Raw genomic sequence first — 21772 nt, 5'->3', positions numbered from 1 at the left:
GACCGGGCTGGGTGGGGGCCGGGGCCGGTGGGGGCAGGGGCGGCCTGGGCTCGGTCGGGCTGATGCGCGGCGGGGACCGCCCCACTCGTAACCCTCTGATGTACTAGAGGTCTGGGAGGGGGGCCGAGAACAGCCAGGCGTCGAAGAGGTCGTCCAGGGGTTGCTGGGCGTAACTGGTCGCCAGGGCCGTGAACTGGGCCGTCGTGACCGTGCCGTGCCGGTGGTCCGCCGTCCAGGCCAGCATCATCGCGAAGAACCGCTGGTCGCCGAGCCGGTGCCGCAGCGCGTGCAGGGTCAGCGCGCCCCGCTTGTAGACCCGCTCGTCGAACATCCGGCGCATCCCCGGGTCGGCGAGGACCAGATCCTGGGGGGACGCGGCCAGCCGGGCGTGCCACTGCCGGGCGTGCAGGGTCGCCGCCTGGCCGCCGGACCGCTCCGACCACAGCCACTCGCTGTACGTCGCGAAGCCCTCGTTCAGCCAGATGTGCCGCCAGTCGGCGACCGTCAGGCTGTTGCCGAACCACTGGTGGGCCAGCTCGTGCACGATCAGCCGCTCGTGGGTGCGCAGGCCGTCGACGAGGTTCGCGCCGAACACCGACATGCCCTGGGCCTCGATCGGGTCGTCGAGATCGTCGTCGGTGACCACGATCTGGTACTCCTCGAACGGGTACGGCCCGAACAGCAGTTGCAGCTGCTCCATGATCTCGCCGTGCCGGGCGAAGTCGTGCAGGAACGCCGCGCGCAACCTCGGCGGGTACGCGGCCTTCTGCGCCACCAGCCCCGTGGCGATCTCCCGCTCCTCGTACCGGCCGATCTGCACGCCCATCAGGTAGGTCGGGGTGGGCTCGGGGCGGTCGTACACCCAGGTGGTGGTGCTGCCGCCCCGCCGGCGTTCCGTGAGGTTCCCGGTGACCAGCACCGTGTACGGCGAGTCGGTGGCGACCGTGACCCGGTAGGCGGCCTTGTCGGCGGGGTGGTCGTTGCACGGGAACCAGGACGGCGCGCCGATCGGCTGGCTGGCGACGAGCGAACCCTCGGTCAGCTCGTCCCAGCCGATGTCGCCCCACGGACCGCTGACCGGGTGCGGGTTGCCGGCGTAGCGGACCTCGACGGTGAACGCGGCACCGTTGGCCACGGGCCGGGCGGGTGTGACGTGCAGCTTGTGGCCCCGGTGCGCGAACCGGGCAGGCTTGCCGTCGACCAGGACCCGGGTGACCCGCAGGCCCGCGAGGTCGAGGCTCAGCCGGGACAGGGCCTGGCGGGCGGTCGCGGTGATCCGGGCGTGCGCGGCGAGCCGGTTGGGGCCGACCCGGTAGTCGAGGTCCAGGTCGTAGTGGGTGACGGAGTAGCCGCCGTTGCCGTGCGCGGGGAGGTAGGAGTCGCCGGACGTGTCCGCCCCGGGGCCCGGGCTCACCCGCGGTTCCACACGGCGATCGGGTTGCCCAGCCAGCGCGAGTCGGCCGGTACCGCGTCGCCCCGGGTCACCAGCGAACCGGGGCCGACCGTGGTGCGGGCCCCGATGCTCGCGCCCGGCAGGACGATGCCGTGCGGGCCGAGGGTCGAGCCCTCCGCGAAGTCGACCCCGGACATGCTCATGATCCGGTCGTGGAACAGGTGGGTCTGCACGACGCAGCCCCGGTTGACGGTCGCGCCGGCACCGAGGCGGACCAGGTCGGACTCCGGCAGCCAGTACGTCTCCAGCCACACGCCCCGGCCGATCCGCGCGCCCATCGTGCGCAGCCACAGGGTCAGCCACGGGGTGCCGCCGATCCGGCCCACGAGCCAGGTGACGGCCAGCACCTCGACGAACGTGTCGGCCAGCTCGTTGCGCCACACGAACGAACTCCACAGCGGGTGCTCCACGACCCGGAACCTACCCACCAGCAGCCACTTCATCACCGTGGCGGTCAGGCTCGCCAGCACCCCGGCGACCAGCAGCACGACGCCCGACAGCAGCGGGCCCCGGACCGGGCCGAGCCAGAACACCGCGCCCAGCACCCCGACGGCCAGCGCCGCCGAGCACATCACGGGCACGATCCGGGCGAGCTCCACCAGGGCCCGGGCGACCTTGAGCCGCAGCGGCGGCCTGAACGTGCGGCTCGTGTCCGCCGACTCCACCGCCCGGCTGATCGCCATCGGGGGCATGCCCAGCCAGGAGCTGCCCTTCTTCGCCTTGCGGGGCGTGGAGGACAGGACGCCGACCAGGCCCCGGTTCGGCACGCTGCGGCCCGGGGCGGTCATGCCCGAGTTGCCGAGGAACGCCTGCTTGCCGACGCTCGCGGGCGCGATGTGCAGCCAGCCGTGGCCCAGCTCGTAGCTGGCGACCATCGTGTCGTCGGCCAGGAACGCCCCGTCGGCGACCGTGGTCATCGAGGGCAGCGCCAGGACCGTGGACGCCTCCACGTTGCGGCCGATCCTCGCGCCGAGCAGCCGGAGCCAGACGGGGGTGAACAGGCTCGCGTACAGCGGGAACAGGCCCGTGCGGGCCATGCCCATCAGGCGCTCGGTGAACCACGCCTGCCAGGCGACCCGGCCGTGCACCCGGTGGTAGCCCTCGCGCAGGCCGATCGAGAGCAGGCGGACGCCGAGGAGGACGAGGAGGGCGTAGGTCCCGAAGTAGCCGATCGTGGCGGCCGGCACGAGCAGCAGGGCGGTGCGCAGCGCGTCGGGCAGGGTCGCCGCGTCGGAGGTGGCGTAGCCGATCCAGGCCACGGCCGGGGCGGCGGCGAGCAGGGGCAGCAGGCCCAGGAGGAGGGAGGTCGTGCCGTAGACGAGGGACCAGAACCGGCTGCGCGGCGGGCGCTCCTCCGGCCAGCGACGCGGGTCCGGGGTGTCCTCGGCGGCCGGCGAACCCGCCCAGCGCAGCCCCGCCGGGACCACGCCCAGCACGGTCGAGCCGGCGGCGATCTCGGCACCCTTGCCGATCCGCACCCCGGGCAGGAGCGTGCTGCGGCCGCCGATCCTGGCCCCGGCCCCGATCCGGACCTTTCCGATGTGTACGCGGTCCCCGTCCACCCAGTGCCCCGACAGGTCCACCTCGGGCTCCACGGCACAGCCCCGGCCGAGCTTGAGCATCCCGGTCACCGGCGGGGCGGAGTGCAGGTCGACGTCCTTGCCGATCCTCGCGCCGAGCGCCTTGGCGTACCAGGTCATCCAGGAGGCGCCCGACACGCCCGTGACGCCGCTGAACTCGGCGAGCTTCTCGGCCGTCCACAGCCGCAGGTGCACCGAACCGCCGCGCGGGTACCGGCCCGCCTTCACGCCGCGCAGCAGCAGGCGCGCGCCGCCGGCCGCCAGCGCGATCCGGCCCGGCGGGCTGAACAGCAGCACCCAGCCGGCCAGCAGCCACCACCACGAGGTGGTCGGAGCCCACGGCGTGTCCAGCAGGTTCGCCAGCGCCAGGGCCACCACCGACCAGCGCAGGCCCACCAGGGTGAGCAGCGGCAGCAACAGCAGGGACTGGACGACGCCCGTCCGGCGCGGGGTCGGCGCGATCTCCCGGCGGACGCTCGTCTCGCCCGACAACGCGTCGAGGAACGCGGCCAGGCCGCCCAGGGTCGGGTTCTGGTAGATGTCGACGATCGCGACCTGCGGGAACCGGGTGCGCAGGTGCGCCACCAGCTGGGCCGCCGACAGGCTGCCGCCGCCGTTGCTGAAGAAGTCCGCCTTCGAGGCGCCGACCTGCACGCCGAGGATCTCCGCCCACGCCTCGGCCAGCCACAGCTCCGTGCCCGAGAGCATCGTGCGGGCCAGGTCCATCGTGGACAGCGGCCAGGGCAGGGCGGCCCGGTCGACCTTCCCGGAGGTCCGGGTCGGCAGGGTCGCCACCCGGGCCAGCAGCGGCACCAGCGCGGCCGGCAGGTGCTTGCGGAGCCGCTTGACGGCCTTGTCCGCGTCGAACGAGTCCGGGGCCACCACGTAACCGACGAGCACCTGGTTGCCGGCCTTCGTGCGCTGCACCGCCGCCGCCGCGCCCACCACGTCGGGCAGCGCGGACAGGGCCGCGTCGACCTCGCCCAGTTCGATCCGGCGGCCGCCCAGCTTGACCTGCTCGTCGCCCCGGCCCATGAACAGCAGGCCCTCGGGGTCGGCGCGGACGATGTCCCCGCTGCGGTACGCCCGGGCCCAGCCCAGCGACTCCAGCGGCGCGAACTTCTCCGCGTCCTTCGCCTCGTCGAGGTAGCGCGCCAGGCCCACCCCGCCGATCACCAGCTCGCCCGTCTCGCCCATCGTGACCGGCTGGCCGTCCGGGCCGACCACGGCCAGCTCCCAGCCGTCCAGGGCCAGCCCGATCCGGACCGGGCCCTCGCCCGTCAGCTTCGCGGCGGTGGCCACCACGGTCGCCTCGGTCGGCCCGTACGTGTTCCACACCTCCCGGCCCTCGACCGCGAGCCGCTCGGCCAGCTCCGGCGGGCAGGCCTCGCCGCCGAAGATGAGCAGCCGGACCTCCTCCAGCGCGTCCGTGGGCCACAGCGACGCCAGGGTCGGCACGGTGGACACGACGGTGATGCCGCGTTCGACCAGCCAGGGGCCCAGGTCCACGCCGCTGCGGACCAGCGCCCGGGGCGCCGGGACCAGGCAGGCGCCGTGCCGCCACGCGAGCCACATCTCCTCGCAGGAGGCGTCGAAGGCCACGGACAGGCCGGCGAGCACCCGGTCGCCGGGGGCGAGGGGCTCCTCCTGGAGGAAGATCCGGGCCTCGGCGTCGACGAACGCGGCGGCGGAGCGGTGCGTGACGGCGACGCCCTTGGGCTTGCCGGTGGAGCCGGAGGTGAAGATGATCCAGGCGTCGCCGTCGAGGGTGGCCTCGCCGGTGGCGGGGGCGGTCAGCGGCCCGCTCTGATCCGTGGCCGGGCCGGCATCCTCGGCGGGTTCCGGGGCGATTGGGTCCACGATGGTCAGTTCGCCGCCGTCGCCGAGGACCGCGCGCACGCCCGCCTCGCCGAACACCAGCTCCGCCCGCTCGTCGGGGTCGTCGGCGTCCACCGGCACGTACGCCGCGCCGGCCGCCAGGACGCCGAGGATCGCGACGTACAGCTCGGCGGTGCCCGAGGAGATCCGGACCCCGACCCGGTGGCCCGCGCCGACGCCCGCCGCGTGCAGCCGGCCGCGCAGCGCCTCGACCTCCTCGGCGAGCCGCCGATAGCTCAGGGGCGTGCCGTCGGCGTCGAGGGCGGGGGCGTTCGGGTGCCGGCTGACGGTGTCGTGCAGGACGTCGACCAGGGTGCGTCCCGTCGGCGCCTCGGCGGTCGGGAAGACCGCGCGGGCTGCGACTGCGGTGGTCACCGGGGTGCCTCACTCTCCGGGCCCTGTTCCGTGCCCGACCTACAACCCTACGACAGCACGGTGAACAGGGCCGGTGTTCGGTGTGCAGAGCCACAGCAGCGTCGCAGGCCCTGGTGACGCGGGTGTGGCGAACGGGTGAACGGGCACCCAACGCGGTCGGGGAGGCACGTCACAGGAAGGCGCGGACCAGCCCCGTCGTGGCCGCCGCCGCGACCAGCACCACCAGGAACGGCGCGCGCAGCACGAGCGCCAGCACCGCCACCCCGAGCCCGGACAGCCGCGCCGGATCCGCCGTCACCTCCCGGCCGCTCGTGAGGACCTGCACGGCGATCAGCGCGGCCAGCAGGGCCACCGGCACGAGCTCGGCGAACCGGGCGACCCTCGGCTGGTCGAGGAGGTCGCGGGGGGCGGCGAGGCCGGCGAGTTTCAGGGCGTAGCAGCCGACGCCCACGGCGGCGATCGCGAACCACAACGTCATCGGGTACCTCCCGGGGAACCGTCGCCCGAGGAGCCCGCGCCCCGCGACCCGGCCGCGTCCGGCGTCCCGACGCCGCGCAACGACACCACCAGGGCCGCCACCGCCGCGACCAGCACCGGGGTCCCCGCCGGCAGCCACGGCGTACCGGCCAGCGCCAGCCCGGCCCCGCCGACGGCCACCCAGCGCGCCACCGGGTCCGCCGCCAGGCGCGGCCACAGGATCGCGAGGAACGCCGCCGGCGCGACGACGTCGAGGCCCAGGGCGGCCGGGTCGCCGATCCGTTCGACACCGAGCGCGCCGACGAGGGTGGAGAGGTTCCACAGGACGTACAGGGTGACGAACGACGTCCAGAACCCGGCCCGGGCGGCACCCCGGTCCGGCTGGCCGACCGCGACGGCCGTGGTCTCGTCGATCACGCCGTGGGCGGCGACGAACCGGCGCGCGCCGGTCACCCGGAGCACGTCGGCGAGCCGTAGCCCGTAGAGGGTGTTGCGGCCGCCGAGCAGGAGCGCGCCGACCGCGCCGACGAGGAGGCTGCCCCCGGTGGCCACGACGCCGACCAGGGCGAACTGGGACGCCCCCGTGAACGCGACGAGGCTCAGGGCGCAGGCCTGGGCGACGCTGAGGCCGGAGGTGACGGCGGTGGCCCCGAAGGCGAGGCCGGACACGCCCACGGCCAGGCCGAGGCTGAGCCCGGCCCGGACGGCGGCCCGCCGGGTGACGGAGGGGGTGGTGGTCACGGGCATACCCCTGACGCTAGGCGCCCGGGCCCCCGCGATCTTGAACGTTCTTGCGCCCGGTCCCGCCCACGTCCCTGCGGTACACCCCCGGGGGCACGCCCAGGTACCGCCGGAAGTGCCGGGTCAGGTGGGCCTGGTCGGCGAACCCGACGGCCGCGGCGACCCCCGCCGGCCGCTCCCCCGCCGCGAGCAGCGACCGGGCGCGGCGGATCCGCTCCCCGACCACGTACGCGTGCGGCGGCAGCCCGGTGGCCGCCCGGAACGCCCGCTGCAACGCGTGCGGCCCGAGCCCGACGTGCTCGGCGAGCTCCGCGAGGGTCGGCGGGGCGGTCAGCCGGTCGTGCAGCAGTTCGCAGGCCAGGGCGACGGCGCGCGGGGCGGCGGCGGGCCGCTCGGCGGGGGCCGCGCCGGCGTTGAGGCCGAGCAGGGCCACGAGGACCGCGTGCTGGGCGCTGGACGCGGCGAGGTCGTCCCCCCGGTCGGCGGCGCGGACGGCGGCGAGCAGCAGCCGGTACGCGGCCGGGTCGGTGACCGTGGACTCGCGGAACCAGGGGGTCCCGGGCCGGCCCAGTTCGGCGGACACCGCCCGGACGGTGGCCACGTCGGGGTAGATGATCCGGTACGACCAGCCCTCGGGGACGCCCGCCTGGCCGGTGTGCGGGACCTCCGGGTTGACGAACACCAGCGCGCCCGCGCCGGCCCGGACCCGGCCGCCGTCCACGTCCCACTCCTCGACGCCGTCGACGATGGCCCCGATCGCGTACTCCTCGTGGGCGTGCCGGGCGAACACGTGCCGGACGAACCGGGCGGTGAGCAGTTCGGTGCCGGGCAGGGCGGAGCGGCGCCAGTACCTCGCCCGCTCGACGTCCCCGCTGCCCATACCGCCCACTCTAGGTCGGGGTCCCGCCGCCACCGAGAGCCAATCGGGAGGCCCTGGCCCTGGCCGTTCCCCCGGTGTTCGCGGGACCCAGGGGAACCACCCGCCGGGCCGTCCGGCCCTAGACTCGCCCGATGCCCATGATCGACACCGCCGAACTCCTCCGGAATGCGCTGCTCGACCTGGACGGACTCAACGAGCTCGACACCTTCCTGGTCGAGCACCCCGACGATCCGGCGGTCGGCTTCCTGGTCCTGGGCCTGCTCGACGGCCTCACGGCCCGGCTCAACGCGGACCCCCACGACGTGGACGACCGCGCCTGGTACCCGCTCGGGAGCCTCGAGGACGCCGTGCCGGAGAACGCCGCCGCCCGCGCCGCCCTGGGTACCCGGAAAGAAGCCCTTCTCGGCCTTCTGGACGCCGGGCACGAACGGATCCGGCGCGGCGCGGCGGTCGTCCTCGGCCACCTCGGCCCCGACGAGTACCTGGCCGCGACCCTCTGGGCCCGGGTCGGAGCGGAACCGGACCCCACGACCCGCGCTGACCTGCTCCGGGCGGCGTCCCGCACCCACCCCGCCACAGCCGAGCGGGAGCTGCCCGCCCGGCTCGGACCCGACAGGACCCTCCAGGACCGGGCCGCGGCCGTGTGCGCGCTCATCGACCTCGGATCCCCCCTGGTGGGCGGGCCGGCGACCGAGGACGCGCTCGTCGCGGCGTGGCTGCCGGACGGCGACCCGCTGGCCGACTCCGCGTGGCCCGACTCCGGGCTGCGGCACGTCCTGCCCGCCGTGCCGTCCGCCGTGCCCCGGCTCCTGGCCGGGGGCGCCGACACCCGCCTCGCCGTCGTCCGCGCGATCGGATCCGAGGTCAGCAGGTCACGGTCCGCGCTGGACCGGCACGTCCGACACCTCGCCGGGCTGCTCACCGACCCTGACGAGGACGTCCGGGCCCTGGCCACGGCGGCGGTCGCCGGCAGCGTCCGGACGGCCCCGGCATACCTGGACGCGCTGTACGCCACCCTCAACAACACGCCCCGCAGCCGCCCGATCGTCCTGTTCGCCCTGGTACACGCCGGCGACCCGCGCGCGTCGGAGACGGTGCTCAGGGCGTGGCGGGACGGCTGGGCACCCCGCGAGCTGAGCAGATGGCTGACCGACGCCGGCGTCCCGGCCAGTCCCGAACTCATCGGCGCCGCGCGGGGACGGCACGAGACGCTCGCCGGGGCCGCGCCGGGACGAAACGGGACGCTCACCGGCCCGCAGACCATCGAGCGGAACGCGATCGACGCCCTCCTGCACCGCTGGGAGTACCACCCCGCCGCTCCGGTCGAGCCCAGCCCCCTGGAACTCGACGTATCCCCGGAGGAACTGGCCGAACGCCTCGTCGACATCGTCGCGACCGGTAGCCGGACCTGGCCCCGGGCGATCGCCGCACTGGAGTCCCTGGACCTGACCGCGGTGGCCCCGCGACTGCGTGACCTGGCCGAACGTGACACCCGGGTCGTCCCGAGGGACCGGCAGGCCGACGACCGGCTCCAGGAGGCGGTCCGCCGGCTGTCCGAGGGGGCAGACCGGTCCCACTAGGTACCAGATGATGGTTTTTTGGGGCTTTATGAAAGTGACAATCGGCACCCGGGGCCCGGCCCGTGGAGGGGACCAGGGACGATATAGGGATGTCGCTCCGCTCCGATCTCCGCAACTTTGCGATCATCGCCCACGTCGACCACGGGAAGACCACCCTCGTCGACGCCATGCTCCGTCAGGCCGGAGCGTTCAGCGCCCGCGCCGAACTCGTCGACCGGGCCATGGACTCCGGCGATCTGGAGCGTGAGAAGGGCATCACGATCCTGGCCAAGAACACGGCGGTGCACTACCACGCGCCGGACGGCCAGGAATTCACCCTGAACATCATCGACACCCCCGGCCACGCCGACTTCGGCGGTGAGGTCGAGCGCGGCCTGACCATGGTCGACGGCGTCGTCCTCCTCGTGGACGCCTCCGAGGGCCCGCTGCCGCAGACCCGGTTCGTGCTCCGCAAGGCCCTGGCCGCGAAGATGCCGATCGTCCTCGTGATCAACAAGGTCGACCGGCCCGACTCGCGGATCAAGGAGGTCGTGGACGACACCTACGAGCTGTTCCTCGACCTCGACGCCACCGAGGAGCAGATCGACTTCCCGATCGTCTACGCGTGCGCCCGCGACGGCATCGCCTCGCTGACCCAGCCGGCCGACGGCACCGTCCCGGAGGACAGCGAGAACCTCGAGCCGCTGTTCCGGACGCTGCTCACCACGATCCCGGCCCCGACCTACACCGAGGGCGCGCCGCTCCAGGCGCACGTCACCAACCTCGACGCCTCCCCGTTCCTCGGCCGGCTCGCGCTGTGCCGGGTCCGCGAGGGCGAGATCCGCAAGGGTCAGCAGGTCGCGTGGTGCAAGACCGACGGCACCATGCAGAACGTCAAGATCACCGAGCTGCTGATGACCGAGGGCCTCGAGCGCAAGCCCGCCGAGAAGGCCGGCCCGGGCGACATCATCGCCATCGCCGGCATCGCGGACATCATGATCGGCGAGACCCTCGCCGACTCCGAGAACCCGGTCGCGCTCCCGCTGATCACGGTCGACGAGCCGGCCATCTCCATGACCATCGGCACCAACACCTCGCCGCTCGTCGGCCGGGTCAAGGGCTCCAAGGTCACCGCGCGCATGGTCAAGGACCGGCTCGACAAGGAGCTGATCGGCAACGTCTCGCTCCGGGTCCTGCCCACCGAGCGCCCCGACGCGTGGGAGGTGCAGGGCCGTGGTGAGCTGGCGCTGGCCATCCTCGTCGAGCAGATGCGCCGCGAGTCCTACGAGCTGACCGTCGGCAAGCCGCAGGTGGTCACCAAGCAGATCGACGGCAAGCTGTGCGAGCCGGTCGAGCGGGTCACGATCGACGCCCCCGAGGAGTACCTCGGCGCGATCACCCAGCTCCTCGCCACCCGCAAGGGCCGCATGGAGCACATGACCAACCACGGCACCGGCTGGGTCCGGATGGAGTGGCTCGTCCCGTCCCGCGGCCTGATCGGCTTCCGGACCGAGTTCCTCACCGACACCCGGGGCACGGGCATCATGCACCACGTGTTCGAGAAGTACGACAACTGGTTCGGCGAGTTGCGCACCCGCAACAACGGCTCCCTGGTCGCCGACCGGGCCGGCGTGGTCACCGCCTTCGCGATGACCAACCTGCAGGAGCGCGGCTCGATGTTCGTGGAGCCCACCACCGAGGTGTACGAGGGCATGATCGTCGGCGAGAACTCCCGCTCCGACGACATGGACGTCAACATCACCAAGGAGAAGAAGCTCACCAACATGCGGCAGTCCACCAGCGACGAGACCGAGAAGCTGGTCCCGCCGCGGAAGCTGTCCCTGGAGCAGTCGCTCGAGTTCTGCCGCGAGGACGAGTGCGTGGAGGTCACCCCGACCGCCGTGCGGATCCGCAAGGTCAGCCTCAGCGCCACGGACCGGGCCCGCGCCACCGCCCGCCGCAAGCACGCCTAGGCACCCGCGTCGGAAAGGCCCCCGCACCGCAGGTGTGGGGGCCTTTCCCGTTCACAGACCATCATCCGGGTACGGGTGACCGCGTCCCCTGGCCCCTCCCGGGCCTGCCACTCCCACCCGCGCCCGCCCCGACCGTCCGCACGCCCTCCCCGGCGTCTCCCGGCCCACCCGGCGACCCGGCCCACCCTGCACCCGGCCCACCGGGCCCGCCCCCGGGGCCCGGCACCCCCTCCGGGCTGGCGCGGAGCCACCCTGCCCGCCCCGCACCCGGCCCTCCCGGCCCACCCCAGGGCCCGGCACCCCCTCCGGGCTGGCGCGCCCCACGCCGTCCCGGCCACCCCGCCCACCCCGGGCGCCCCCACAACCCGTTTCCGGCCCCTCCCAGGCTGGCCACGGCGACGTAGTGTCGTCGGGGTGACGATCACCGAGGTCCGTACCCACCGGCTCAGCATGCCGCTGCACACCCCGTTCGTGACCGCCCTGCGCACCGCCACCACCATCGAGTCCCTCGTCGTGGAGCTCGTCGACGCCGACGGCAGGTCCGGGCTGGGCGAGGCGCCCGAGGTGTGGCGGGTCACCGGGGCGTCCCTGCCCGGGGCGGCCGCCTGCGTCGAGACCCTCACCCCGCTGCTCCTCGGGGCCGACCCGGACGACCTGGTCGCGCTCACCCGCCGGATCGCGGGCGCCGTCGTGGGCAACGAGTCCGCCAAGGCCGCCGTCGACGTCGCGCTGCACGACCTCGCGGCCCGCCGGCTCGGGGTCCCGCTGGTCCGGCTGCTGGGCGGGTCCGCGCTCCGGGTGGCCACCGACGTCACGCTCGCCGCCGGCACCCCCGACCAGCTCGCCGCCGCGGCGCGGGCCCGGGTCGGCGAAGGGTTCACGGTGCTCAAGATGAAGGTCGGCACGGACGCCGCCGGGGACCTGGCCCGGGTCGCGGCGGTCCGGGAGGCGGTCGGCCCGGGCCCCGGCGCTGCCGCCGGGCCAGACTCACGCTCCGGATCCGAGTCCGGGGCCGCGTCCACGACCGCAGGCGCTGGCGGCCCCGGGGTGACGATCCGGCTCGACGCCAACCAGGGCTGGACGCCCAGGGAGGCCGTCCGGGTGATCCGCCGGATCGAGGACGCCGGCCTGGACGTCGAGTTCGTCGAGCAGCCCGTCGCGGCCGCCGACCTCGACGGCCTGGCCTGGGTCACCGACCGGGTCGACACCCCGATCATGGCCGACGAGAGCGTCTTCTCCGTCCGGGACCTGGTCGAGGTCATCCGCCGGCGCGCGGCCGACCTCGTCAACGTCAAGCTCGCCAAGTGCGGCGGCCTCGGCCCCGCCCGCACCCTCCTCGAACTGGCCCGCGCCCAGGGCATGGGCACCATCGTGGGCTCCATGATGGAGGGCCAACTGGGGGTCGGGGCGGCGGCGAGCCTCGCCGCGGCGTACGGCACGACGGCCGTCGCCGACCTCGACGCCGCCTGGTGGCTGACGGCTCCCCCGCTGCGCGACGGCCCGCGCTACGACGGCGCCACGGTCGTGCTCCCCGACACCCCCGGCCTCGGCGTCACCCTGGACGGGCGCGGATGACCCGGCACCCCGCGACCCCGCCCGGCGTACCCGTGAAAGGAGCGTTCTAGTGCTCTCGGTCTTCGTCGCCGCCCTCGGCGAGCCCACCACCCCGTCGGCCGAGGTCCCGACCGGCACGACCGGCACCCGGGACGGCGCATCCCCGGTCGGCGCACCCACGGCCCCGAACGGCGGAATCCCGCTCGGCGTCTCTCCGCCCGACCGCTCCCCCTCCGGCGTCCCACACGGCGGGCCCGGCGCGGAGCGGGCCGCCTGTGAGCGGAACGCGGACGTGCCGCACTACGCGGCCAGCACGATGAAGGCGGCCGTGCTCGCCGCGCTGTACCGCAGCGCCCTCGACCTCGACGCCCCCGTCCCGGTCCGCAACGGCTTCCCCTCCGCCCTCGACGGGGTCGAGTTCGCCAGCACGCCCGGCTACGACAGCGACCCCGAGGTGTGGGCCCGGCTGGGCGGCGAGGCGACCCTGCGCTGGCTGGGGTACCGGATGGTGGTCCGCTCTTCCAACTTCGCCACCAACCTGGTCCTCGCGCACGTCGGGTTCGACGCCGTCGCCGACGTGTGGCGGACGGCCGGCGCGCGGCACAGCGTCACCGGGCGCGGGATCGAGGACTACCGGGCCAACGAGGGCGGCATCGCCAACCTGGTGACCGCCCGGGACCTGGCCGCCCTGATGGCCACCCTGGAACCGGAGGTCCTGGACGTGCTCGCCGACAACGAGCACCGGGTCGACCTCGCGGCGGGCCTGCCCGCGGGTACCAGGATCGCGTTCAAGAACGGCTGGATCGACGGCTGCCGGCACAGCGCGGGCATCGTGTACCCGCCCGACGCCCCGCCGTACGTCCTCGCCGTCTGCTACTCGGGGCCGCTGGCGAACGGCCGGGCGACCGGGGATCCGGCGGCCCGGCTGCTGGCCCGGATCTCGGCGGGGGTGTGGGCGCGCCGCCGGTCACTGGGCGCGCCATAGTCCACCGTGCGGGACGGACCCGGTCCGCGGCCGCCGGGTTGTGCGTGCCGACAAGCCCGGCCCGGGGCTGTGACCGGGGACGCGCACCCCAGGCTTCCTAGGGGGCTGGCCAGAATGGGGCGCGGCCCCCGGCGTACCCGTCGAAGGGTTCTATGCCAGCAGGTTCTGGCGCAGCGCCGCCGGATCCACCCCGAGCCCGGCCGTCACGAACGTCGCGAAGTCCGGATACGCCCGGTCGACCTCCTCGAACGCCGCCGCCAGATAGGCCTCCCGCGCCTCGATCAGCGGCGCGAACAGCTCCACATCCCGGACCAGCCCCCGCACCCGCAGCCCCTCCAGCAGCGCCCGCGACTGGTCTGCCGAGGTGTTGGTCCGCAGGTAGTCGGCGAACACGGCCGCCCGGTCCACGCCCACGGCGGTGAGCGCGACGGCCGCCAACCAGCCCGTCCGGTCCTTGCCGGCCGTGCAGTGGAACAGCACCGGGACGCCGGCCGGGTCCGCCAGGGTCGCCAGCGCCGCCCCGAACTGGGCCCGCGCGCCCGGGTGCGTGACGAACCAGCGGTACATGTCGACCATCAACTGCTCGCCCCGGCCCCCGCCGAGGAGCTCGGCCTGCCGGTCGGGGTCGCCGCTGCCGATCGCGGCGGTCATCAGGGCGTAGATGTCGAGGTCCTCGTCGTACACGGGGAGGGCGCGCAGCACGGGGCCGGTCGGCAGCCGGTCCGCGCCCAGGGTCGCGACCTCGGGGCCGCCGCGCAGGTCGAGCACGTGCGCCAGTCCCCAGCCCTCGACGACCGCGATATCGTCGTCGGTGAGCCGGACCAGCGAGTCCGCCCGGTACGCCCGGCCCGTGGCGAGTCTCTCTCCGCGCGCCGTGACGTGTTCTCCGAGGTCACGGGTGTTAGGGGCACCGCTCAGCAGAGTCATGGCCCCATCGTGCCGGACGGACCGGTTATCTTGGCCTTCGGGTGTCGGAAGTCCACAGCGAGGAGAGAGTCATGCACAGGGCGACAGTGGCGGTCGGGGTGGGCACGGTGTGGACCGGTCCGGAGGCTCCGCGGGATGTCGACTCGCCCGCGTTGAGCACACCCGCGCACCCCCGGCACTGGCTGAACGCCATGACCACCGCCGACCGGGCCGACCTCAACGGTCGCACGCTGACCCAGGTCCGGCTCGGCGAGTCCGTGCTGGTCGACGAGGTGCGCGGCGAGTGGACGCGGATCATCGCCCCGCGGCAGAGCACCGAGCAGGACGAGCGCGGCTACCCGGGCTGGCTGCCCAGCGCCCAGCTGACCGGGTTCGTCCCCGCCGACGACGCCGACTACGTGGTCGACGCGACGAGCATCGCCCTGCTCGACGAGCCGAACGGCGACGTCACCCTGCCGGCCGTGGTCCTCGGTACCCGGCTGACGTCCGCCGGCCCCTCGCAGCGCGGCTGGGCCCCGATCCAGGTGCCCGGCGTCACCGAACCGCTCTGGGGGCGGCTGCGTGACCTGCGGGCCGCCGACGCGCCCGCGCCCGACGCGATGACGGTCGCCTGGCGGCTGCTGGACGTGCCGTACGTGTGGGGCGGCCTGTCGGCGTACGGGATCGACTGCTCCGGCCTGGTGTACGTGGCCCTCGGCGGCGCGGTGCCCCGGGACGCGGCGGACCAGTACGCGGCGGCCACCCCGGTCGAGCGGGGCGCGGAGCAGGCCGGCGACCTGTACTTCTTCGCCCGCGACGGCCAGCCCGTGCACCACGTCGGCTTCGTGGTCGGCGACGGCCGGATGCTGCACGCGTGCGGGACCACCGGCCGGGTCGTGTGCGAGGAGCTGACGGCGGAGCGGGCCGCGACCCTGGTGGGGATCGGCCGGCTGTAGACGCGACAGGGCGGCGACCTCCGAGGAGGTGGCCGCCCTGACCGGGGTGTCTATGACGCCGCGCGCAGGTCCCGCTTCTTGTCCCGGGAGGACTTCGCCAGGCTCAGCACCGTGGTCACCACGAGCGTGCCCAGGATGATCGTGAGGGACAGCCAGATCGGGATGTGCGGCACCCAGGAGATCTTCTCGCCGCCGTTGATGAACACGACGTTGTTCTCCGCGAGCGCCTCCATCACCAGCTTGACGCCGATGAAGCCGAGGACGATCGACAGGCCGATCGACAGGTAGATGAGGCGGTCGAGGAGGCCGCCGATCAGGAAGTACAGCTGGCGCAGGCCCATCAGCGCGAACACGTTGGCCGTGAACACCAGGTAGGGCTCCTTGGTGAGCCCGAAGATGGCGGGGATCGAGTCCAGCGCGAAGATCAGGTCCGTGGTCCCGATCGCGATCATCACGACCAGCATCGGGGTGAACATCTTCCGGCCGTTGATCCGGGTGGTCAGGTCCGCCCCGTGGTACTCCTTCGTCACCGGCAGCACCCGGCGCGTCATCCGGATGAGGATGTTCTCCTTGAACTCGTCGTCGTCGGTCTCGCCGCTCTTGGCCAGCTTGACTGCGGTGTAGACGAGGAACAGGCCGAAGAAGTAGAAGACCCAGACGAACTTCTCGATCAGCGCCGCGCCGGCCGCGATGAACGCGCCGCGCATGATCAGCGCTATCACGATGCCGACGAGCAGCACCTTCTGCTGGTAGATCCGGGGGACCGCGAAGTTCGCCATGATCAGGACGAACACGAAGAGGTTGTCCACCGACAGGCTGTACTCGGTCACCCAGCCGGCGAAGAACTCGCCCGCGAACTTCGGCCCCGACGTCGCCAGGATGCCGAACCCGAAGGCGACGGCCAGCCCGACGTAGAAGACCACCCAGAGGGTGGACTCGCGGATCGACGGCTCGTGTGGGCGACGGCCCACGATGGCCAGGTCGAACAGGAGCAGGGCTGCGAGCCCGACCATGGTCGCGATCCACACCCAGGTTGGGATATTCACTGTTCCTCCGGCAGGCGCAAAGCATCACCGGAGGTCTCTTCCGCCGCTACGACCAGCGACCGACGGTCCCGGGTTCCCGAGGGAACCGTGCTGACGAGACCGCCGCGGGGGAATACTCCCCTCCTTGTACGCCCCATTGTCTCCCATGGCCTGCGCGGAAACGACTTCGGGGCGCAACTTGTCTGCACTGTCACCACAGCCCGGCGGGTTCGCACCCCGGCGTCCGGTTCGCCCCCGCCGGGTGTTCCAGCACAGACCCCGCCCGCCGTCAATGCGGCCTATCTGCTGAATCGCCGTATTCATGGCCCGAACATCCCGACCGCACGGTCTCGCGGGCCGGGCCGAAAGTGGCCACGATCGCTCTTTGCGTACCTTGCGTGAGCCTGTGGACACTGGAAGGCTGCGGTGCATGATTCTCGAAGTCGCCCTCATTGACGTCGTCCCCGGTCAGGAAGACGAGTTCGCCGCGGCGTACGCCAAGGCCCTCCCCCTGCTCGCCACCACCCCCGGCTGCCAGAAGGTCCGGATGACCCGGGGCATCGAGTCGCCGTCGAAGTTCGTGCTGCTGGTGGAGTGGGACAGCGTCGAGGCCCACGTGGAGAACTTCCGGAACTCCGAGCGCTTCGAGCAGTGGCGGAACCAGATCGGCGTGTACTTCGCGGCGCCGCCCGTGGTGGAACACTTCGACGACCTGTAGGCACCGGTGACCGGCACGCCCGGGTCCTCCCCGGCGTGCCGAAACCCCACGGGTACCGTTCCGGCACGGTGCCCCCGGAGCTCCCGCCGGCCGTCGTCGCCCGCCCGCAGGCTCAGGCGTCCACCCGGCGCACCGACCCGCCCGGCCCACCCACGCCCCGCCCGTGGATCGTCACCGACTCAGGCAGCGCCACCTGCCGCACCATCCGCACCTCGTCGAACCGGACATCACCCACGGCCAAGCCGTTGGGGACGACCCCGTACACCGTGAAGCCGCAGTCCTCGTACAGCGCCACCGCGCCGTGGTTGTTGCCCCGGACCGACAGCAGCGCCACCTCCACCCCGACGTCCGCCACCGCGTCGACCAGGCTCGTCACGACCCGCCGCCCCAGGCCCAGGCCCCGCGCCGACGGATGCGCCATGATCCGGCTCAACAGGGCCGTGTGCCCCTGCGGACCCGGCGCGCCCCGCGCCCACGAGCCGAGCGCCTCGACCCGGCCGTCCACCCGGCAGAGGACCATGCCGGCCCGGCCCGCGGCGATCCCGCCGAGCAGCGAGTCGATCCACGCGTCGACCTCGGACCGGTCGGGGGTGGCCAGGAAGCCGACCGCCCCGCCCACGTCCACGACCGCGGCGACCACCCGGTGGATCTCGGCACGCAGCCCCTCGTCGGGCACCCCGACCCACTCGTCGGAGACCACGGACGTCCGTGACCGACCGGCTCCGGCGCTCCCCGGCACCGCCGGACCGTGCCCGTTGACGGGCTGCCCGGCACCGACCGCGTCCGACGGACCGTCCACCAGACCGCGCCCGTCCGCGGGCCGCCCGGCGCCACCAACCGACAGGCCCTGGCCGGCTTCCGCCACACCGGCCCCGACCTCGCCGGGGCCCCGCCCGCCGGTCACACCCCCGCCGCGTCGAGCTGGCGGAGCTCCTTCTTCAGCTCCTTGATCTCGTCCCGGATCCGGGCCGCCACCTCGAACTGCAGCTCCCGGGCCGCGCCCAGCATCTGCTCGTTGAGCTGCCCGATCAGGTCCGCCAGGTCGGCGCGCGCCATGCCCGGCTCCGCCGCCGTGCTGCTCCGGATCCGGCCGCTGCCCGGCGAACCCGGCACCGGGGACTTGCCCCGGGACAGCTGCCGGCCGCCACCGACCAGCGCGGCGTCGGTCTCCTCGGCCTCGCGGTAGATGCCCTCGAGCACGTCGCGGATCTGCTTGCGCAGCGGCTGCGGGTCGACGCCGTGCGCCTCGTTGTACGCGATCTGCTTGGCGCGGCGGCGGTCCGTCTCGTCCAGCGCCTGGGCCATCGACGGCGTGATCTTGTCCGCGTACATGTGGACCTGGCCGGACACGTTACGCGCGGCGCGGCCGATGGTCTGGATCAGCGAGGTCGCCGAACGCAGGAAGCCCTCCTTGTCGGCGTCCAGGATCGCGACCAGGGACACCTCCGGCAGGTCCAGGCCCTCGCGGAGCAGGTTGATGCCGACCAGGACGTCGTAGTCGCCCTTGCGCAGCTCGCGGAGCAGCTCGACCCGGCGCAGGGTGTCGACCTCCGAGTGCAGGTACCGGACGCGGATGTCGTGTTCCAGCAGGTAGTCGGTGAGGTCCTCGGACATCTTCTTCGTCAGCGTGGTGACCAGCACCCGCTCGTCGCGCTCCGTACGGATCCGGATCTCGTGCATCAGGTCGTCGATCTGACCCTTGGTCGGCTTGAGCACCACCTCGGGGTCGATCAGGCCGGTCGGCCGGATGACCTGCTCCACGAACTCGCCGCCGGTCTTGCGCAGCTCCCACGGGCCGGGAGTCGCCGACAGGTAGACCGCCTGGCCGACCCGCTCCGTGAACTCGTCGAACCGCAGCGGCCGGTTGTCCATCGCCGACGGCAGCCGGAAACCGTGGTCGACCAGGGAACGCTTGCGGGAGGCGTCGCCCTCGTACATCCCGCCGATCTGGGGGATCGTCACGTGCGACTCGTCGATGACCGTGAGGAAGTCCGACGGGAAGTAGTCGATCAGGCAGTGCGGGGGGCTGCCGCCGTCCCGGCCGTCGATGTGCCGGGAGTAGTTCTCGATCCCGGAGCAGAAGCCGACCTGGCGCATCATCTCCAGGTCGTACGTCGTGCGCATCCGGAGCCGCTGGGCCTCCAGCAGCTTGCCCTGCCGGTCCAGCTCGGCGAGGCGCTCGGCGAGCTCCACCTCGATCTGGCCGATCGCGCGCTCCATGCGCTCCGGGCCGGCCGCGTAGTGCGTCGCCGGGAACACCACCATCGAGTCGACCTCGCGCACCACGTCGCCGGTCAGCGGGTGCAGGTAGGAGAGCTTCTCCACCTCGTCGCCGAACAGCTCGATCCGGAGGGCCAGCTCCTCGTACGCCGGGATGATCTCGATCGTGTCCCCGCGCACCCGGAACGTGCCCCGGACGAAGGCCACGTCGTTCCGCGTGTACTGGATGTCGACCAGCCGGCGCAGGAACGTGTCCCGGTCCAGCTCCTCGCCCATCTTCACGACGGCGGCCCGCTCCAGGTACTCCTCGGGCGTGCCCAGGCCGTAGATCGCGCTGACCGTGGCCACCACGATCACGTCGCGGCGGCTGAGCAGGCTCTTCGTCGTCGAGTGCCGGAGCCGCTCGACCTCCTCGTTGACCGAGGAGTCCTTCTCGATGTAGGTGTCCGACTGCGCGATGTACGCCTCGGGCTGGTAGTAGTCGTAGTAGCTGACGAAGTACTCGACGGCGTTGTGCGGCATCAGCTCGCGGAACTCCGTCGCCAGCTGCGCGGCCAGGGTCTTGTTCGGGGCCAGCACCAACGCCGGGCGCTGCAGCTCCTCGATCAACCACGCCGTCGTGGCGCTCTTACCCGTGCCCGTGGCACCCAGGAGCACCGAATGCTCCTCGCCGCGCCGCACCCTCGCGGCCAGCTCGGCGATCGCCGTCGGCTGGTCGCCAGCCGGCTTGTAGTCACTCACAACCTCGAAACGACCCGATGCCCGGGGGATGTCCAGCGCCATGGAACCCACCGTACGCGCCAGGTACGACATCCCCGATTTACGATGCGCCAACAAGGCCCAAAAGCATTGTGCCCCCAAGATCCCGGGGCTAGCCTCGATCGTGCAGCAGGCGGTGGCGGCCTTTCCCGGCGGATGACCTCGGTCAGAGCCCCGGGCACCGGTCGCAGCTCCCGACCCCACACGTCGGTGAGCGCATCGGGCGTCGGTCGACCTCGTGTCGACCGGGGTCGTCGAGCCTGCCAAAAGGGCCAGGTTCGCCCCACCCGGCGAACCTGGCCTCTTTTTGTGGGTGGGGCCCGCTGAGGGCCAAGACGTCAGGTCAAGAACAAAGTTCTCTTTTGGTTACGAGTAGGGCGGTGTTCCCGGCGCATCAGCGGGAGCCCAGGATGTCTCCGTTGCCCACTTCTCCGCCAGGGCGCCCGCCTCGTTGAACCAGGGTTCCTTGGCGTCGGCGTACTCGGAGGCGGTCAGGCCCTCGGCCGCCAGGCGGGCCTTGAGCTGGGCGTACGCGGCCACCTCGGCCGGGTTGGCGCGGAGCCAGTCGCGGAAGAGGAGGGCCCAGCGCCAGCCCGGGGAGTCGACGGGGCGGACGTGCAGGTTGACCGGGCGGGCCGGGTCGGCGGCGCCGTGCAACCTTTTGTACCAGATGGTGGTGTCCGGGGGTTTCGGGTTGTCCCACCACTCACCCGGGTTGGCGGGGAAGCCGGCGGCGGCCAGCAGGGGGGCCAGGCGGTCGGCGGCGGCCAGGTCGGTGACGCCCAACTGGAGGTCCAGGATGTCCTTGGCGGGCAGGTCGGGGACCGAGGTGGAGCCGATGTGGTCGAGGGTCAGGGCGAGGTCGCCGGCGGCGTGGGCGATCCGGGCGGCCAGGCGGGCGTACTGCTCCGGCCAGGTCGGGTCCGGGGGCGAGATGACCAGTTCGGGTGCGCGGGGGGCGCGCCGGCCGGCGCGGAGGTTCGCCTCGAACGCGACGAGCCGGTCCCACACGGCGTCCAGGCGGGCGTGCAGCTCGGCCAGGGTGCCCGAGTTGTCCACCTCGATGTCGGCGGCGACCCGGCGTCGCTCGTCGGTCGCCTGGGCGGCCATCCGGGACTCGGCCTCGGCCCTCGGCATGCCCCGGTCGATCAGGCGCCCGATCCGGACGTCGTGGGCGGCGCGCACGACCAGTACCAGGTGGAAGGTCGGAGCCAGGCCCACCTCGACCAGCAACGGGATGTCGTTGACGACGACCGCGGCCTCCCCGGCTCCGGCCGTGAGCTGCTCGGACCGGGCGCGGACCCTCGGGTGGATGATCCGTTCGAGGCGGGCCCGGGCCGACGGGTCGTCGAACACGACGGCGGCGAGCGCGGGACGGTCCAGCGCGCCGTCCCGGAGCACCCCCTCGCCGAAGGCGGCGACCACCTCGGCGAGCCCCTCCGTCCCGGGCGCGACGACCTCGCGGGCCAGCACGTCGGAGTCCACGATCACGGCACCCCGCTCCGCGAGGTACCGGGCGACGGCGCTCTTGCCGGCCCCGATGCCGCCGGTCAGTCCCACTCTCAACATGCCCCGACCCTACCGACCCGCCACCCCGCCACCCCGGCACCCTCCCCGAGCCACCAGGACGCCCCCGGCACCCGACCACCCCGGCACCCCGAGTCCCCGGACCCCACCCGGCCCTCCTGGCTGGCCTCCCCCGCCGCCACGCGCCCGCCCCGTCCCCACCCACA

At 73.5% G+C, this 21772-nt stretch carries 16 protein-coding genes; 6 read left to right on the top strand and 10 right to left on the bottom strand.

Annotated features, from left to right (window positions below; genetic code table 11):
* Positions 1 to 103: 103 nt before the first annotated feature.
* From PT931_RS03670 to PT931_RS03650, 5 genes are all read right to left on the bottom strand, one after another.
* Entirely contained in the window at positions 104 to 1414 is a 1311-nt protein-coding gene (locus PT931_RS03670) for a M1 family metallopeptidase (protein ID WP_456244265.1), read from the bottom strand.
* Complete coding sequence (locus tag PT931_RS03665) at positions 1411 to 5286, bottom strand: Pls/PosA family non-ribosomal peptide synthetase (protein WP_456244264.1); 3876 nt, start codon at positions 5284 to 5286, stop codon at positions 1411 to 1413. The genes PT931_RS03670 and PT931_RS03665 overlap by 4 nt, the downstream gene beginning before the upstream one ends.
* 169 nt (positions 5287 to 5455) lie before the next feature.
* Complete coding sequence (locus tag PT931_RS03660) at positions 5456 to 5764, bottom strand: AzlD domain-containing protein (RefSeq protein ID WP_456244263.1); 309 nt, start codon at positions 5762 to 5764, stop codon at positions 5456 to 5458.
* A complete protein-coding gene (locus tag PT931_RS03655; protein ID WP_456244262.1) occupies positions 5761 to 6510 on the bottom strand; it encodes an AzlC family ABC transporter permease in 750 nt (249 codons plus the stop codon). The genes PT931_RS03660 and PT931_RS03655 overlap by 4 nt, the downstream gene beginning before the upstream one ends.
* Positions 6511 to 6520: 10 nt before the next feature.
* A complete protein-coding gene (locus PT931_RS03650) occupies positions 6521 to 7384 on the bottom strand; it encodes an AraC family ligand binding domain-containing protein (RefSeq protein WP_456244261.1) in 864 nt (287 codons plus the stop codon).
* 131 nt (positions 7385 to 7515) lie between these two features.
* Here PT931_RS03650 and PT931_RS03645 point away from each other — a divergent pair, with 131 nt between their 5' ends.
* The 4 genes from PT931_RS03645 to PT931_RS03630 all read left to right on the top strand — a co-directional run bounded on the left by PT931_RS03645 (position 7516) and on the right by PT931_RS03630 (position 13455).
* Positions 7516 to 8964, top strand: coding sequence for a hypothetical protein (locus tag PT931_RS03645; RefSeq protein ID WP_456244260.1), 1449 nt, complete (start codon positions 7516 to 7518; stop codon positions 8962 to 8964).
* Positions 8965 to 9053: 89 nt separating this feature from the next.
* Positions 9054 to 10916 carry a translational GTPase TypA gene (gene typA / locus PT931_RS03640; RefSeq protein ID WP_456244259.1) on the top strand — a complete coding sequence of 621 codons (1863 nt, stop codon included), beginning with the start codon at positions 9054 to 9056 and terminating at the stop codon, positions 10914 to 10916.
* A gap of 414 nt (positions 10917 to 11330) precedes the next feature.
* Positions 11331 to 12491, top strand: a complete 1161-nt coding sequence (locus PT931_RS03635) for a mandelate racemase/muconate lactonizing enzyme family protein (RefSeq protein WP_456244258.1) — start codon at positions 11331 to 11333, stop codon at positions 12489 to 12491.
* A 49-nt stretch (positions 12492 to 12540) separates the two neighbouring features.
* Positions 12541 to 13455 (top strand): serine hydrolase, encoded by a 915-nt coding sequence (locus PT931_RS03630; protein ID WP_456244257.1) that lies wholly within the window; start codon positions 12541 to 12543, stop codon positions 13453 to 13455.
* A 150-nt stretch (positions 13456 to 13605) separates the two neighbouring features.
* Here the strand turns inward: PT931_RS03630 and PT931_RS03625 are convergent, their stop codons facing one another.
* Complete coding sequence (locus PT931_RS03625; RefSeq protein WP_456244256.1) at positions 13606 to 14382, bottom strand: tyrosine-protein phosphatase; 777 nt, start codon at positions 14380 to 14382, stop codon at positions 13606 to 13608.
* 71 nt (positions 14383 to 14453) lie between these two features.
* On the opposite strand from PT931_RS03625, the gene PT931_RS03620 reads away from it, so the two are divergent.
* Positions 14454 to 15317, top strand: coding sequence for a C40 family peptidase (locus PT931_RS03620; protein WP_456244255.1), 864 nt, complete (start codon positions 14454 to 14456; stop codon positions 15315 to 15317).
* Between the two features lie 50 nt (positions 15318 to 15367).
* On the opposite strand, the gene PT931_RS03615 is transcribed toward PT931_RS03620, so the two are convergent.
* The gene (locus tag PT931_RS03615; RefSeq protein WP_456244254.1) at positions 15368 to 16363 is read right to left on the bottom strand and encodes a TerC family protein; all 996 of its coding nucleotides are present in this window, start codon (positions 16361 to 16363) and stop codon (positions 15368 to 15370) included.
* Between the two features lie 409 nt (positions 16364 to 16772).
* On the opposite strand from PT931_RS03615, the gene PT931_RS03610 reads away from it, so the two are divergent.
* The gene (locus PT931_RS03610) at positions 16773 to 17060 is read left to right on the top strand and encodes an antibiotic biosynthesis monooxygenase family protein (RefSeq protein WP_456244253.1); all 288 of its coding nucleotides are present in this window, start codon (positions 16773 to 16775) and stop codon (positions 17058 to 17060) included.
* Positions 17061 to 17172: 112 nt separating this feature from the next.
* On the opposite strand, the gene PT931_RS03605 is transcribed toward PT931_RS03610, so the two are convergent.
* The 3 genes from PT931_RS03605 to coaE form a co-directional block, all read right to left on the bottom strand.
* Positions 17173 to 17760 carry an N-acetyltransferase family protein gene (locus PT931_RS03605; RefSeq protein WP_456244252.1) on the bottom strand — a complete coding sequence of 196 codons (588 nt, stop codon included), beginning with the start codon at positions 17758 to 17760 and terminating at the stop codon, positions 17173 to 17175.
* A 200-nt stretch (positions 17761 to 17960) separates the two neighbouring features.
* Positions 17961 to 20063 carry an excinuclease ABC subunit UvrB gene (gene uvrB / locus PT931_RS03600; protein ID WP_456244251.1) on the bottom strand — a complete coding sequence of 701 codons (2103 nt, stop codon included), beginning with the start codon at positions 20061 to 20063 and terminating at the stop codon, positions 17961 to 17963.
* Between the two features lie 342 nt (positions 20064 to 20405).
* Positions 20406 to 21608: a dephospho-CoA kinase gene (coaE, locus tag PT931_RS03595; RefSeq protein ID WP_456244250.1), complete on the bottom strand. Its 1203-nt coding sequence runs from the start codon at positions 21606 to 21608 to the stop codon at positions 20406 to 20408.
* Positions 21609 to 21772: the final 164 nt, after the last annotated feature.

This window comes from Longispora urticae (assembly GCF_053902585.1).
Note: the sequence above shows the minus strand (reverse complement) of the source record. Positions and strands in the feature narration are given on the sequence as shown.

Bases quoted from the DNA above. Each gene is read 5' to 3' on its own strand.
- PT931_RS03660 (WP_456244263.1), bottom strand. From the start codon at position 5,764: ATGACGTTGTGGTTCGCGATCGCCGCCGTGGGCGTCGGCTGCTACGCC.
- PT931_RS03655 (WP_456244262.1), bottom strand. From the start codon at position 6,510: ATGCCCGTGACCACCACCCCCTCCGTCACCCGGCGGGCCGCCGTCCGG.
- PT931_RS03650 (WP_456244261.1), bottom strand. From the start codon at position 7,384: ATGGGCAGCGGGGACGTCGAGCGGGCGAGGTACTGGCGCCGCTCCGCC.
- PT931_RS03645 (WP_456244260.1), top strand. From the start codon at position 7,516: ATGCCCATGATCGACACCGCCGAACTCCTCCGGAATGCGCTGCTCGAC.
- typA (WP_456244259.1), top strand. From the start codon at position 9,054: ATGTCGCTCCGCTCCGATCTCCGCAACTTTGCGATCATCGCCCACGTC.
- PT931_RS03625 (WP_456244256.1), bottom strand. From the start codon at position 14,382: ATGACTCTGCTGAGCGGTGCCCCTAACACCCGTGACCTCGGAGAACAC.
- PT931_RS03620 (WP_456244255.1), top strand. From the start codon at position 14,454: ATGCACAGGGCGACAGTGGCGGTCGGGGTGGGCACGGTGTGGACCGGT.
- PT931_RS03610 (WP_456244253.1), top strand. From the start codon at position 16,773: ATGATTCTCGAAGTCGCCCTCATTGACGTCGTCCCCGGTCAGGAAGAC.
- uvrB (WP_456244251.1), bottom strand. From the start codon at position 20,063: ATGGCGCTGGACATCCCCCGGGCATCGGGTCGTTTCGAGGTTGTGAGT.
- coaE (WP_456244250.1), bottom strand. From the start codon at position 21,608: ATGTTGAGAGTGGGACTGACCGGCGGCATCGGGGCCGGCAAGAGCGCC.